The sequence below is a fragment of the Rathayibacter sp. AY1C5 genome (genome assembly GCF_002931705.1).
Taxonomy (GTDB): domain Bacteria; phylum Actinomycetota; class Actinomycetes; order Actinomycetales; family Microbacteriaceae; genus Rathayibacter.
Genome location: NZ_PSWD01000021.1, coordinates 44,367 through 57,998, shown reverse-complemented (window position 1 = coordinate 57,998; position 13,632 = coordinate 44,367). Strand labels below are relative to the sequence as shown.

Genomic DNA, 13,632 nt, shown 5'->3' with positions numbered 1-13,632 from the left:
CTCCCGACACCGAGGACGCCCCCACCGGAAGCTGACACCGGAAGCTGACACCCGACCACTCGCCCCACCCGCCCCGCTCGCGGCGGGAACGCCGACGGCCCGGAGGACACTGTCCCCCGGGCCGTCGGCGTCGGTCAGCGCGCGTCGCGGCGGCGGCGCGTCACTCCGAGCGCGAGCGCTCCGCCGGCGAGCAGGGCGAAGGCCGCCGCGGCGGTCCAGCCCGTCTCGACGCCGGTGCTCGCGAGTCCCGAGCCGGTCCGCGGAGGAACGGCGCCGGCCGGAGCGGGAGCCGGCGTGCGGGTCGGCTCGGCCGAGGGGTGCGCGGTCGGCGCCGTGGTCGGCTCACCCGTCGGCGCCACCGTCGGCTCGACGGTCGGCCCAACAGTCGGTCCCGGCGTCGGTACCGTCCCCGTCCCGAACACGGACGCCGCGGAGCCGAGCGATGCGAGCACCGTCTCGCCGTTCGCGTCGTCCACGCCGTCGTTGTCGGTCACCGCGAACACCTCGCCGGAGCCGGTGATCCCGAGGCCCTCGAGCTTCTCCTGGGTCCAGCCGTTCCCGGCCTGCAGCGCGGGCAGCACGTCGACCGCGAGGGTCTTCTCGAGCATCGGCAGCGTCTCGCCGACCGCCGCGCCGGCCTCCGTCGGCAGCGGCACCGTGTACACGGCCTTCAGCGCGGCGTCCGGCCCGTTGAGCTTGTCGCGCTCGATCACCGCGAGCGTGCCCGCGGGGGTCAGCGTGATCTCCGAGAGCCCGTTCCAGTCGCCGTCCGCCCCGGAGACGGCCTCCAGCGGGTAGCCGAAGAAGCTCCAGCTGTCGGCGGCGACGTCGTAGCGCCCGATCCGGACCACTCCGTCGGCGTCGATCGAGGCCTCGCGCTGCAGCGCCGTCCAGACGATCTCACCGGCGGCGCCGTCCTCGACGGTCACTCCCTCGAAGCCCTGCTTGCCCAGTGCGGAGGCGAGCTCCGCGGGCAGGGCGATCCGCTCGGTCACCGCGGCGTCCGCGTCGAGCCGCAGGAGCGCGTTGCCGTCGCCTGTCCCGCCCTCCGTCACGGCCCAGAAGCCGCCGTCGACGCGGGCGGCGATCCCCTCCAGATCCAGAGCGGCGGGCTCGCCGCCCTCGGTCACCGTGAGCGTCGAGTCGAGCAGCGCCGGCGAGACGGAGGTGTCGATAGAGTGGAGGGTGCTCGGCGCGTAGGCGCTGTCGCTCACCGCGTACAGGCGGTCGGGCGCCGCCGGGTCGGTCGAGAGGCCCGAGAGCGCACCCCAGGGCAGCGGCGATCCGTCGACGTCGGCCGACAGCACGGTCGGGAACGCGGGGGCGGAGGCGCCGAGCGCGTAGAGCTGCACACTCGCGCGGACGGCGGCCTCGGCGTCGTCGGTCTCGCTCGAGACGACCAGCAGGTCGCGCTCGGGCAGGGCGAGCAGCCCCTCCGGGCCGGGCGTCGACGGCAGCGCCTGCACGAAGCGCGGCGCGGTCGGCTCCGACACGTCGTAGACGGCCACGAAGTTGGCCCGCTCGGCGCCGACGAACACGTAGGGGACGCCGTCGAAGGTGGCCGAGAGCAGGCCCTCGGGCTCGGAGCCCTTCGCGTCGGAGCGCTTGTCCGGGTAGAGCCCGAGGCGCACCGCGAGGTGGTCGAACGAGTTCCCGGCGTCCCACTGCACGGCCCCGGTCGCGGCGTCGAGGATCGACCAGCCGCGCGTGCCGCCCTTCCAGTCGCCCTCGTTCGCGATCGCGACGTGGTCGTCGCCGACCCAGCCGATCGCGTCGGGCTCGCGCGGGACGTCGGTGATCGAGCCGGTCAGCGAGATCGAGTCGTCGTCGAGCGTGTCGATGCCGCCGACGGAGGCGGTGCCCGCGGTGTACGAGGCGGTGACGGAGCGGGTGGCCAGGTCGACGATCGCGACGGCGTTGTTCTCCTGCAGCGTCACGGCGACGGCCGTGTCGGCCGGGTTGATCGAGACGTACTCGGGCTCCGGGTCCGACGGGGTGTCGAGGCCGGCGAGACCGGTGAGGTCGACGTGCTCCGGCACCCAGGCGGAGGGGTCGCCCGCGAGGTCCATCACCACGAGCTCCCCGGCGGGCGCCTGCGGGAGGTCGCCCTCCTCGCCGCCCTCGGGGGCGAGGTCCTCGTCGCGCTGGTTCTCGATCGCGATGACCGCGGTCGAGCCGTCGGTGGTGACGTCGATGGAGTCGGGCTGGCCGCCGAGCTCGATGCTCGCGATGGGCGCGAGGTCGTCGGCGTGCAGCACGCTGACGTGGCCGGAGGGGTTCGCGAAGTCGCCGTCGCTCGTGTCGACCACCGCGAGGACGTACTCGCCGGTCGCGTAGACCGAGGTCGGCTCGCCGCCCACGCCGACGCCGCCGCGCGGCTCGGGGGCGTCGGGGTCCGAGATGTCGAGGACGTCGATGCGCTGCCCGGCGGAGTCCGTCGAGTAGACCAGGCGGCCGTCGGGCGACGCGCTCGAGATCTCGGCGACGGCGGAGTCGGCGGACGGGTCGGCCGCGTTGAGGTAGGCCGCCACCGTCGCGATGCGGGTGAAGAAGGAGTCGCCCGCGGCGGAGGCGGGCAGAGCCGCGGCTCCGAGGGTGCAGCCGGCGAGGGTGACGGTGAGGGCGAGGGCGGCGGTGCGGGTGCGGGTATGACGAGAGGACACGGGTCTCCTGAGCGGCTTCGAAGGAACCCGCCCACGCTGGCCGCCCCCGGTGAACGCGCCGCCGCCCGCAGGTGTCCGCCCGGCGAACGCGCGGTGGCGGAGCCGCGACCGGGCGGGGGTCTCGAGACGCCGGCACGGACGCCTCGAGATCCGCCAGGCGGCGTGGTCAGCGCGCGAGGCCCTCCGCGGCCGAGCCCCAGGAGCCGAGGGCCGCGCGGACGCGCTCGTCGCGCGCGAGCGTCAGCGCCTCCGCGTACCCCTCCTCCAGCACGTCGTCGAGCCGCACCCGCGCACCCGTCTCGGAGGAGCGGACCGCCGCCTCCACCATCGCGAGGCTCCGCACGTTCGAGTGCACCTCGCCCGAGGGCACCGCCCCCGAGCCCAGCACCCGCACGAACTCCGCGAGCGAGCCCGCGATCTCCTCGGGCACGGGCTCGAGCGTGGCGGTCCGCACCGCCTCCGACTCGCGCGACTGCCACTCCGGAGCGCCGTCGCCGTCCCAGTGCGCGGTGCCGCCGGCCCCGTTCACGCGCCAGTCGCCGTTCCACGAGGTCTCGAGGCCGTCGGCGCACCAGCTGCCGGTGTAGCTGAAGCGCACTCCGCCGGCGAACTCGAACACGGCGCTCGCCGCGGCTCCGTCGGCGTACCAGCTCCAGGCCGGGTTGTACTCCTCGCAGTAGACCGCGACCGGGTCGCTGTCGAGCAGGTACCGCGCCGCGTCGAAGGCGTGGATCGCCATGTCGACCAGGAGCACGTGGTCCATCTCGTCGCGGAAGCCGCCGAAGCGGGGCGCCTTTGCGAAGTGCACGGAGGCGGTGCCCAGCTGCCCGAGCCCGGCGATCTGCTCGCGGAAGGCGGTGATCGCCGCGTAGTAGCGGCGCGACTGGCTGGTCATCAGGAGCCGGCCCGAGGCCTCGGCCGTCGCCGCGAGCACCAGCGCCTCGGCGATGGTCGGCGCGATCGGCTTCTCGGAGAGCACGGGCAGCCCGGCGAACAGCGCCTCCGAGCTGACGGGCAGATGCGCCCGCGGCACGGTCACGTTGACCACGGCGTCGGCGCCGGAGCGCGCGGCGACCTCGGCGACGGAGGTGCCGACCGCGACCGGGCCGACCCCCTCCTCCTCCGCGGCAGCCGTGGCGAGGTCGACGTCGAGGTCGACGAGGCCGACGAGCTCGGCGTCCGGGGAGTCGCGGATGGTGCGGATCCAGGCGCGGCCCATCGCGCCGGCGCCGACCTGGACGAGGCGGACCGTCATCGGACGAGCGCTCCCTCGTAGTCCTGGCCGTTGTGGAAGTCCTCGGTCTCGTAGCGCTGCAGCACCGGGAGGCTGCGCTCGGGGCGCGAGGAGCGCACCCACTCGACGCCGTTCGCGATCACGCGGCGCACCTCGGCCTGGTGGTAGACGGGGTAGTCCTGGTCGCCGGGGGAGAAGAAGAAGATGCGCCCGTGGCCGCGCTTCCAGGTCATGCCGGAGCGGAAGACCTCGCCGCCCGTGAAGGTCGAGAGGAACACGAGCTCGTCGGGCGCCGGCACGTCGAAGAACTCGCCGTACATCTCCTGCCGGGGGATCACGAAGGGGTGCGGGATCCCTTGGGCGATGGGGTGCGTGGGGTCGACGGTCCAGACCAGCTCGCGGTCCTGCTCCGAGCGCCAGCGCAGCGTGCAGGTGGTGCCCATGAGCTTGCCGAAGATCTTCGACCAGTGGCCGGAGTGCAGGACGACGAGGCCCATGCCCGAGAGGACGTGGCGCTGGACGCGCTCGACGATCTCGTCGGAGACGTCGCCGTGGGCCATGTGGCCCCACCAGACGAGCACGTCGGTGGCGTCGAGGACGTCCTCGGTGAGGCCGTGCTCGGGCTCGTCGAGCGTGGTGGTGGAGACGGTGGCGCGCTCGCCGAGGTTCTCGCGGATGCCGTCGGCGATCGTGCTGTGCATGCCGTCGGGGTAGATCGCGCGGACCTTCTCCTCGATCTGCTCATGGCGGTTCTCGCCCCAGACGAGGACGCGGACGGGGGAGGAGGGTGTGGTCACGATGTTCCTTCTTCGACGGTGGAGACGGTGCGGCAGTGGGCGGCCCGACACGGGGTTAACCGCTTTACCGGCCGCGTCTCCTAGGATGCGGGAGACGTCCGCCCCGCGTCAACCACGGCCGGGCGGCGCGAGCGGAGGAGGCGCGGTGGCCACGATGAGGGACGTCGCGCGCCTCGCGGGGGTCTCGATCGCGACGGTCTCGTTCGTGGTCAACGACACCAAGCCCGTCTCGCCCGAGACCCGCGAGCGGGTGCGGGCGGCGATGCGCGAGCTCGGCTTCCGGCCGCACGCCCTGGCCCGCGCTCTCGCGCGGCGCCGCTCCGGGATCGTCGCGGTCGTCTATCCGCTCGTGTCGAGCCGGCCGCTCAACACCGCCACCTCGTTCCTGCTCGGAGCCGCCGAGGCCGCGGCGGAGCAGGACCACTCGATCGTCCTGTGGCCGACGGTCGGCGGCTCCGACCGCCTCGCCGACCTGCGCGCCGACGGCCTGATCGACGGCGTCGTGCTGATGCAGGTCACCAGCGAGGACGAGCGCGTGCCGGTCCTTCGGGACTCCGGCACGCCCTTCGCCCTCATCGGGCGCACCCGCGACCCGTCCGCCCTCGACTGGGTCGACATCGACTTCGAGGGCATGGTCGAGGAGGCGCTCGGCCGGCTCGCCGGCCTGGGGCACGCGCGGGTGGCGCTCGTGCTCGGCCCGGACCGCGACGCCGCGGCCGACTTCGGCCCCTACGCGCGCACCCAGGAGGCGTTCGCACTCGCCTGCGCGGCCCGCGGCGTCGAGGGCGTGCTGCTGCGCTGCGAGGAGTCGCCCGCCGGCGGCCGCACCCTCGCCCGCTCGTTCGACCCCGCCTCCGCGACCGCCGTGGTGATCGTCAACGGGGGCGCCGCCGTCGGGTTCGCGCACGAGGTGCGGCACCGCGGGCTGCGCGTGCCCGAGGACCTCTCGATCGTCCTGCTCGCCTCCGACCCCGACGTCGCCGACCTGGCCGACCCGGCGCTCGACCTGCTCGTCGCGCCCGGCCGCGAGCTCGGCCGCCGCGGAGTGGAGGCGCTGCTCGCCCGCCTCGCCGACCCCGCGGTACCGCTCCTCCAGGAGCGCATCGGCGGCCCGTGGCGCCCCGGCGGCTCGGTCGCCCCTCCGCACTGACGGGCACCCCGGGAAGCCCCGGGAGTGCGCGCTACGGCACGATCGAGTCGATGTAGCCGCCGTCGACGCGCACGGCGGCGCCCGTGGTGGCCGAGGCGAGCGGGGAGGCGAGGTACGCCACCATGTGGGCGATCTCCTCCGGCTCGATGAGGCGCTTCAGCAGAGACTGCGGCCGGTGCAGGCGCATGAACTCGCGCTGCGCCTCCTCCCACGGGAGCTCGCGGTCGACCAGCTCGTAGACGAAGTCCTCGACGCCGCCCGTGTGGGTCGGCCCGGCGAGCACGCTGTTCACCGTCACCCCGGTGCCGGCGGCGGCCTTGGCGAAGCCTCGCGAGACGCCCAGCAGCGCGGTCTTCGACACTCCGTAGTGGATCATCTCGGCGGGCGTGACGACGGCGGAGTCGCTGCCGATGTAGAGGACGCGGCCCCACTCGCGCTCCATCATCCCCGGGAGGTAGGCACGGGTGAGGCGCACGCCGGTGAGCACGTTGACCTCGAAGTAGCGGCGCCACTCGTCGTCGTCGATGGAGAGCGCATCGGCGGAGCCGAAGATCCCGAGGTTGTTGACGAGCACGTCCACCTCCGAGGCCGCGCGCAGGAGGGAGGCCGTGCCCTTCTCCGTCGACACGTCGGCTGCGACTCCGCGCACCCGCGCCTCCGGCACCGCCGCGCCGACCGCCTCGATCGCCCGGCGGATCGACCGCTCGGAGCGGGCGTTCACGATCACCTCGGCGCCCGCCTCCGCGAGCGTCGTCGCGATGGCCAGCCCGATGCCCTGCCCCGATCCCGTGACGAGGGCCGTGCGCCCGGTGAGATCCAACCCGATCATGCTGCTCCGCTCCGCTCCGCGCCGCCGCCCGCCGGCCGCGCTCGGGGTCGAGCATGCCACCGAGCCCTGACATCCGGCCCGCTTCCGGTTGAGGACGCCCGCGGGTCGCCGCGGCGTCGCTCGTAACGGTGGAGACCGTTGCCAACCGGACACTCGTGCGTTACGGTCTAATCAATCGGCAATACGTATTACCCGTGGGTAGTACGCCGATGACCCAGACTGTCGACGAGGACGAGGCGGACGCGTGACCCCGATGCAAGCAGATGTCGCCGTGATCGGCGGCGGACTCGGAGGAGTGGCCGCGGCGATCGCCCTCGCCCGCAACGGCCTCTCGGTCGTGCTGACCGAGCAGTACCCGTGGCTGGGCGGTCAGCTCACCTCGCAGGGCGTCCCGCCGGACGAGCACACCTGGGTCGAGCAGTTCGGCGTCACCGCCGACTACCGGCGCCTCCGGGACGGCATCCGCGGCTACTACCGCCGCAACTACCCCCTCACCGCCGAGGCGATGCGCGACGACCGCCTGAACCCCGGCCGCGGACTCGTGAGCCGGCTCTGCGCCGAGCCCCGCGTCGCCGTCGCCGTGCTCGACGAGATGCTCGCCCCCTACCGCTCGAGCGGAGCGATCCGCGTCGTCACCGGCGTCGTCCCCTTCGCCGTCGACGGCGGCCCGGGCCGGATCGAGCGCGTCCTGCTGCGCGACGCGGTCTCGGGCGAGGAGCTCGCCGTCTCCGGACGGTACGTGATCGACGCGACCGAGACGGGGGAGCTGCTCCCCCTCGCGGAGGTCGACTACGTCACGGGGTCCGAGTCGCGCGACGAGCACGGCGAGCCCAGCGCTCCCGCCGTCGCCGACCCGATGAACGTGCAGGCCGTCACCTGGTGCTTCGGCTTCGACAGCGCGGACGGCGACCACACCATCGAGCGCCCGGCCGACTACGACTACTGGCACGAGTACGAGGTGCCGTTCTGGGGCGGGAAGCTCCTCTCCTTCACCGCGCCGAACCCGAGGACGCTGCGCCCCGAGACCCGCACGATGCACGTGAACGCCGTGGGCGACACCCGCACCGCGGACCAGCGCGCGCAGGGCGGGGACACCGACCTCTGGATGTTCCGCCGGATCCTCGCGACCGAGACCCTCCGGCCGGGCGCGCTCGACAGCGACATCGTGCTCGCGAACTGGCCGATGCTCGACTACCTCGACAGCTCGATCCTCGACGTGCCGGAGCCGGAGAAGCACCTCGCCGGCGCCCGCGCGCTCTCGCTGTCGTACTTCTACTGGCTCCAGACCGAGGCGCCCCGGCCCGACGGCGGCCGCGGCTGGCCCGGGCTCCGGCTCCGCGGCGACGTGATGGGCACCGCCGACGGCCTCGCGCAGGCCCCCTACATCCGCGAGTCCCGCCGGATCCGCGCGCTCACCACGGTGCGCGAGCAGGACGTCTCCGTCGCCGCCCGCGGGACGGGGAGCCCCGCCCGCTTCGACGACTCCGTCGGCGTGGGCATGTACCGGATCGACCTGCACCCGACCACCGGAGGCGACAACTACCTCGACGTGGAGTGCTCGCCGTTCGAGATCCCGCTCGGCGCCCTCGTGCCGCGCACCCCGACGAACCTGCTGCCCGGGGGCAAGAACATCGGGACGACGCACATCACCAACGGCGCGTACCGCCTCCACCCCGTGGAGTGGAACATCGGCGAGGCCGTCGGCGAGCTGGCGGCCCTCGCCCTCGCCGAGGACCTGTCGCCCCACGAGATCGCCGCCGACCCCGCCCTCGTCGCCCGCCTGCAGGCGAGGCTCGAGTCGCGCGGCGTAGAGACCCACTGGCCCGACGTCGTCGGGTACTGACCGGGAACACCGAGAAGACCATTGGAGAAAGAGAGACGATGAGACCAGCGAAGAAGCTGATGGCCTCGCTCGCCGCAGTCGGAGTGATCGCCGCCCTCTCGGGCTGCGGCGCCGCCGGCGGCGGGGACGACTCAGCACCCGTCGCTCTGAGGATGTCCGTCTGGACCTCCGACGAGAAGCAGCTCGCCCTGTTCGACTCGATGGCCGACGAGTACATCGCCGACCACCCCGAGATCGAGTCCGTGACCTTCGAGTCCCTCCCGTTCGCGGACTACAACTCGACCCTGACCACGCAGGCCGCGGGCGGCAACGCCCCCGACCTCGCCTGGGTCGGCGACATCGCGAAGGACCTGATCGACGCCGGAGCGCTCGCTCCGCTGACCGAGACCTTCGAGGGGACCGAGGGCTACGAGTACGACGACATCCTGCCCAGCGTGGCGCAGTCGTTCAGCCAGGACGGCGAGCTCTACGCGTACCCGTTCTCCAACTCGCCGTTCGCGCTGTACGTGAACCAGGACCTCATCGCGCAGGCCGGGCAGACCGTCGACCCCGCGACGCTCAGCTGGGAGGACGTCGACCGCATCGGCGCGGCCGTCAACGAGTCGACCGGCAAGGCCGGCTACATCATCCGCGACTTCGACTTCTCGGGCTGGCTGAGCCTCGCGAACCTCTGGGCGGGCTGGGGAGCCCAGCCGTGGAGCGACGACGGGACCCAGTGCACGATGGACTCGCCCGAGATGGTGGAGGCGTTCCAGTTCTTCCACGACTCGGTCTACGTCAGCGGCGCGACCCCCGGACCCGGCGTGACGGCGGACTTCTTCGCCGGCGACGCCGCGTTCACGACCGCGCAGGTCTCGCGGGCGAGCCTGCTCGACGGCTCGTTCCCGTTCGAGATCTACCCGCTGCCCGTCGGCCCCGCCGGCGAGTACGGCAACATCGGCCAGGCCGGCATGGCCGCGCTCGCAGGCGGCGACCACGTGGAGGAGGCGACCGGCTTCCTCTCGTTCATGACCAACCCGGAGAACTCCGCCAAGCTCGCGCAGTTCTTCCCGCCGCCCCGCGAGTCGCTGCTGTCCGGTGAGGAGCTGGCGAAGGTCAACACCCGCCTCAGCGCCGAGCAGCTCGACCGCGTCGTGGTCGACGAGCTCGCCGACGTGTCCGCCACCCCTCCGGTGACGAGCCCCGCCGAGATCACCTCGGTCGGCAAGACGGCGCTGGACCGCATGTGGTCGGCCGACGCCGACGTCGCCGAGGTGCTCGGAGGCGTCTGCGACGCCATCGCGCCCGTCCTCCAGGGGAAGTGATCCCGTGACCGCGACCTCGACGGACAGCCGCCGATCCGCTCCCGCCGGCGCCTACTGGAACCTCCGGCGCCGCGACGCGCTCGCCGGCTGGCTCTTCATCGCGCCCCAGCTGCTCGGTGTGATCGTGTTCGTGCTGCTGCCCGTCGGGCTCGCGGTCTGGTTCAGCCTCAACGAGTGGAACGTCTTCACCGGCTCCATGACCTTCGTGGGCGGCGAGAACTACGAGCGGGCGATCAACGACCCGAGCATCGGCGCGGTGCTCGGCACGACCGCGGTCTTCTCCGGGGGAGTGGTCGTCCTGAACCTCGCCCTCGGGCTGGGCCTGGCCGTGCTGCTCAACCGGAGGATCCCGGGCGGCGCCCTGTTCCGCACGCTCTTCTTCTCGCCTGTCGTCATCTCGGTGGTCGCCTGGACCCTCGTCTGGGGCTTCCTCCTCCAGGACAACGGCGCGATCAACGGCCTGCTCTCGCTGGTCGGCCTCGACGGGCCGAACTGGCTCCAGGAGGGACCCACCGCGATGGCGAGCGTCATCGTCACGCAGGTCATCCGCAGCGTCGGCGTCAACATGGTGCTCTTCCTCGCCGCGCTGCAGGGGGTGCCGGGCGACCTCTACGAGGCGGCCCGCCTGGACGGCGCGAGCCCCCGCGCGATCTTCTTCCGGATCACGCTCCCGCTCATCTCGCCCACCCTGCTCCTCACCGCCATCCTCACGATCGTCGGCTCGCTGCAGGCGTTCGCGCAGGTCGCCGTCCTGACCGAGGGCGGGCCGGAGCTGTCGACGACAGTGCTCGTCTACTACGTGTTCCAACAGGCCTTCGAGTTCAGCGACATCGGCTACGGCGCGACGCTCTCGCTGATGCTGCTCCTCTTCGTCCTGATCCTCACGGTCGTGCAGTGGCAGCTGCGCAGGAAATGGGTCTTCTATGAGAACTGACGCCGTCGTCGAGCAGGGGACCCCGCTCACGCCACGCCTCGAAGCCGTCCCGGAGCCGCCCGTCAAGCGCCGCCGCGGCCGCAGCCCGCTCATGACCGCCCTGCTCGTCGTGACGCTGATCCTGCTCGTGCTGCCGTTCGCGGTGCCGACGTTCTGGATGATCGCCTCGTCGTTCAAGCCGGTGAACGAGATCTTCTCGAACCCGCCGACCCTGCTGCCGGACTCGCCGAGCCTGGCGGGCTACGCCGAGGCGTTCCGGTTCCAGCCGTTCGCGCTCCAGTACTGGAACAGCCTCTACATCGCGGTCACGGTCACCGTGGTGACGCTGCTGGTGTCGAGCCTGGCCGGCTACGCCTTCGCCCGGATCCCGTTCCCGGGACGCAACGCGGTGTTCCTCGTCGTCCTGACCGGCCTGCTGGTGCCGACGGAGGTGACGATCATCCCGCTGTTCCAGATCTTCCGGCAGCTCGGCTTCATCGACACCCACGTGCCGCTGCTGCTGGTGCCGATGGTCGGAGCGCCGGCGGTGCTGGGCACGTTCATCATGCGGCAGTACTTCATCGCGATGCCCGGCGAGCTCGAGGAGGCCGCGCGCCTGGACGGCCTCGGCCGCTTCGGGATCTGGCGGCGCATCTTCCTGCCGCTGTCCAAGCCCGCGCTGTCGGCCGTCGCGATCCTGACCTTCCTCGGGTCCTGGAACATGTACCTCGAGCCGACGGTCTACCTGACCTCACCCGAGCTCTTCACCCTGCCCCAGGCGCTCACCCGCTTCACCGACGCCTACGGCGGGGAGATGTGGGACGTGCAGCTCGCCGCGGCGACGATGACGGTCGTGCCCGTGCTGGCCGTGTTCCTCCTCGCTCAGCGGCAGTTCGTGGAAGGGCTCGCGCACTCCGGTCTGAAAGGCTGACCCGGTGTTCACGGATCGCCCCCTCGCCGCCCTCCGCGAGTTCCGTGCGGAGGTCGCGGAGCCCGACGACTTCGACGCCTTCTGGCGGGCCACCCTCGCGCTCGGGCGGGAGGGCGGCCCCGCCGTGAGCGCCGCGCCGGTCGACGCGGGCCTCCCGCTGGTGCGGGTGCGGGACGTGCGGTTCCCCGGCTTCGCGGGCGAGCCGATCGCCGCCTGGCTGGTGACCCCCGCAGCGGACCCGGGCGCCCCGCTCCCCGTGGTGATCGAGTACCCCGGGTACGGCAGCGGACGGGGCCGTCCGATCGAGCACCTCTGGATCGCCGCCGCCGGGTACGCGCACCTGGTCGTCGACGCGCGAGGCCAGGGAGCCGGACGCCTCGCCCGCTCCGGAGCCACCCCCGACCCCCACGGCAGCGGACCCGCGTACCCCGGGGTCACGACGAGCGGCATCGAGTCGCCCGAGACGTACTACTACCGGCGCCTGATCGCGGACGCGGCGCTCGCCGTCGACGCCGTGGAGGCGCTCCCCGGGCTGGACCCGGACCGCGTGTCGGTCTTCGGCGGCAGCCAGGGCGGAGCGCTCGCGACCGCCGCGGCGGCGCTGCGCCCCCGGGTGCGCGCCGCGATCGCCCTGGTGCCCTTCCTCTCCGACGTCCTGCGCGCGACGACCATCACGAACGAGGCGCCCTACGTGGAGATCGCCCGCTACCTGGCGACCCGCCCCGAGGACCTCGACGCCGTCGAGCGGACCCTCTCCTACGTCGACGGCGTCCACTTCTCGCGGCGCCTGCGCTGCCGGGTGCACCGCTCGGTCGGCCTGATGGACCCGATCTGCCCGCCCTCGACGGTCTTCGCCTCCCACAACGTCTCCGGCGGCGAGACGTCGATCGACGTGTGGCCGTACAGCGGGCACGAGGGCGGCGGGGTCGGCGACCGCGAGCGGGCGCTGGAGGTGCTGCGGGAGGTCCTCGGGTGACCGCGCAGGCGTGACGCCGCGTCTCAGGACGTCGGCGCCTCCTCCATCCCGAGCCGCATCGCCAGGTCCATGGCGCGCAGGCGGGCCGGCGAGACGTCGTAGGGCAGGCTCCGGATGATCTCGCCGGCGCTCCGGGCGCGGGAGCCCTGTGCGGGATCGGGGGCCGGCGCGGGGTCCTCGGGCGGGTGCGCCTCGTCCCACGCGTCGAAGATCGCCTCGTCCTCCTCGAGCTGGCCGGACTCCTCGACGACGCGCATCAGCCGGGCCTCGAAGGCGTGCCGCTCCCGCGCCACCTGCTCCACCCGGGGGTCGTCCTCGGCGACCGTGTCGTCGAGGGCCTCCTCGGCGGCGTCGACGCGGTCGGCCTCCGCCCGCAGCGCCGGATCGGCGGCCAGGACCACGAAGCGGCCGGCCTGGGAGACGGCGCCCAGCGGGCCGAACATCCGCTCGGTGACCAGCAGGGTGTCGAGGTCGGCCTGGCGCAGCGAGCCCTCGGGTGCGCCCTCGAGGCGGCGCGAGACGATGTCGTCGAGCAGCCCCAGCCGGCCGCCGAGGGTCCGCATGCGCCGGACCGAGGCCCGCTTCCGCTGCAGCTCCTCCTCCTGCGCGGCGAGCGCGTCGTCCAGCCGCGCGAGGACGCCCGCGACCTCGTCCTCGCGGTCGGCGCTGTCCTCGGCGCCGGCCGGGGCTGCGACGGCGAAGGCGTCCCGGATGTCCTCGAGTGCGACCCCGGCGTCGGCCAGGCGGCGGATCCAGAGCAGCCGGATGATGTCGTCGTAGCCGTAGCGCCTGCGGCCGTCTCCGCCCCGCTCGCGCTCGGGGAGCAGGCCGAGCCGGTGGTAGTGGCGGATCGCCCGCGGAGTGACGCCGGCGAACGCGGCGGCGTCGCCGATCTGCACCTGGCGGGGCGGGGCGGGGAACGACTGCATGAGGGACCTCTCCGATCGGGACGGTGTGCATCGAGCAGACCACATGACGCAGGGGCAGGAGCA

General features: G+C 73.2%; 11 protein-coding genes. 6 read left to right on the top strand and 5 right to left on the bottom strand.

The features are described from left to right. Positions 1-134 precede the first annotated feature (134 nt). The 3 genes from C5C57_RS13635 to C5C57_RS13625 all read right to left on the bottom strand — a co-directional run bounded on the left by C5C57_RS13635 (position 135) and on the right by C5C57_RS13625 (position 4,694). Positions 135-2,663 carry an esterase-like activity of phytase family protein gene (locus C5C57_RS13635; RefSeq protein ID WP_104248281.1) on the bottom strand — a complete coding sequence of 843 codons (2,529 nt, stop codon included), beginning with the start codon at positions 2,661-2,663 and terminating at the stop codon, positions 135-137. A 166-nt stretch (positions 2,664-2,829) separates the two neighbouring features. Beyond that, positions 2,830-3,918 (bottom strand): Gfo/Idh/MocA family protein, encoded by a 1,089-nt coding sequence (locus C5C57_RS13630; RefSeq protein ID WP_104224318.1) that lies wholly within the window; start codon positions 3,916-3,918, stop codon positions 2,830-2,832. Continuing rightward, the gene (locus tag C5C57_RS13625; protein WP_104248280.1) at positions 3,915-4,694 is read right to left on the bottom strand and encodes a ThuA domain-containing protein; all 780 of its coding nucleotides are present in this window, start codon (positions 4,692-4,694) and stop codon (positions 3,915-3,917) included. Before C5C57_RS13625 ends, C5C57_RS13630 begins: the two co-directional genes overlap by 4 nt. A gap of 154 nt (positions 4,695-4,848) precedes the next feature. On the opposite strand from C5C57_RS13625, the gene C5C57_RS13620 reads away from it, so the two are divergent. Beyond that, the gene (locus C5C57_RS13620; RefSeq protein ID WP_258072753.1) at positions 4,849-5,844 is read left to right on the top strand and encodes a LacI family DNA-binding transcriptional regulator; all 996 of its coding nucleotides are present in this window, start codon (positions 4,849-4,851) and stop codon (positions 5,842-5,844) included. Positions 5,845-5,875: 31 nt separating this feature from the next. Here C5C57_RS13620 and C5C57_RS13615 read toward each other — a convergent pair whose 3' ends face one another. Further along, on the bottom strand, positions 5,876-6,670 hold the full coding sequence (locus C5C57_RS13615) for an SDR family NAD(P)-dependent oxidoreductase (RefSeq protein ID WP_104297739.1): 795 nt from the start codon (positions 6,668-6,670) through the stop codon (positions 5,876-5,878). Positions 6,671-6,926: 256 nt separating this feature from the next. On the opposite strand from C5C57_RS13615, the gene C5C57_RS13610 reads away from it, so the two are divergent. Genes C5C57_RS13610 through C5C57_RS13590 form a run of 5 tightly spaced genes read left to right on the top strand, consistent with a single transcriptional unit; the run spans position 6,927 to position 12,640 of the window. Then, positions 6,927-8,516: an FAD-dependent oxidoreductase gene (locus C5C57_RS13610; protein ID WP_104263304.1), complete on the top strand. Its 1,590-nt coding sequence runs from the start codon at positions 6,927-6,929 to the stop codon at positions 8,514-8,516. 38 nt (positions 8,517-8,554) lie between these two features. After that, complete coding sequence (locus tag C5C57_RS13605; protein ID WP_104224315.1) at positions 8,555-9,820, top strand: sugar ABC transporter substrate-binding protein; 1,266 nt, start codon at positions 8,555-8,557, stop codon at positions 9,818-9,820. A gap of 4 nt (positions 9,821-9,824) precedes the next feature. Then, the gene (locus C5C57_RS13600; protein ID WP_104234014.1) at positions 9,825-10,754 is read left to right on the top strand and encodes a carbohydrate ABC transporter permease; all 930 of its coding nucleotides are present in this window, start codon (positions 9,825-9,827) and stop codon (positions 10,752-10,754) included. Beyond that, a complete protein-coding gene (locus tag C5C57_RS13595; protein ID WP_244229554.1) occupies positions 10,744-11,664 on the top strand; it encodes a carbohydrate ABC transporter permease in 921 nt (306 codons plus the stop codon). The genes C5C57_RS13600 and C5C57_RS13595 overlap by 11 nt, the downstream gene beginning before the upstream one ends. A gap of 4 nt (positions 11,665-11,668) precedes the next feature. Then, the gene (locus C5C57_RS13590; protein ID WP_104273803.1) at positions 11,669-12,640 is read left to right on the top strand and encodes an acetylxylan esterase; all 972 of its coding nucleotides are present in this window, start codon (positions 11,669-11,671) and stop codon (positions 12,638-12,640) included. A 23-nt stretch (positions 12,641-12,663) separates the two neighbouring features. Here C5C57_RS13590 and C5C57_RS13585 read toward each other — a convergent pair whose 3' ends face one another. Continuing rightward, positions 12,664-13,569: a MerR family transcriptional regulator gene (locus C5C57_RS13585; RefSeq protein ID WP_104297735.1), complete on the bottom strand. Its 906-nt coding sequence runs from the start codon at positions 13,567-13,569 to the stop codon at positions 12,664-12,666. Positions 13,570-13,632: the final 63 nt, after the last annotated feature.

Bases quoted from the DNA above. Each gene is read 5' to 3' on its own strand.
- C5C57_RS13630 (WP_104224318.1), bottom strand. From the start codon at position 3,918: ATGACGGTCCGCCTCGTCCAGGTCGGCGCCGGCGCGATGGGCCGCGCC.
- C5C57_RS13620 (WP_258072753.1), top strand. From the start codon at position 4,849: ATGAGGGACGTCGCGCGCCTCGCGGGGGTCTCGATCGCGACGGTCTCG.
- C5C57_RS13610 (WP_104263304.1), top strand. From the start codon at position 6,927: ATGCAAGCAGATGTCGCCGTGATCGGCGGCGGACTCGGAGGAGTGGCC.
- C5C57_RS13605 (WP_104224315.1), top strand. From the start codon at position 8,555: ATGAGACCAGCGAAGAAGCTGATGGCCTCGCTCGCCGCAGTCGGAGTG.
- C5C57_RS13595 (WP_244229554.1), top strand. From the start codon at position 10,744: ATGAGAACTGACGCCGTCGTCGAGCAGGGGACCCCGCTCACGCCACGC.
- C5C57_RS13585 (WP_104297735.1), bottom strand. From the start codon at position 13,569: ATGCAGTCGTTCCCCGCCCCGCCCCGCCAGGTGCAGATCGGCGACGCC.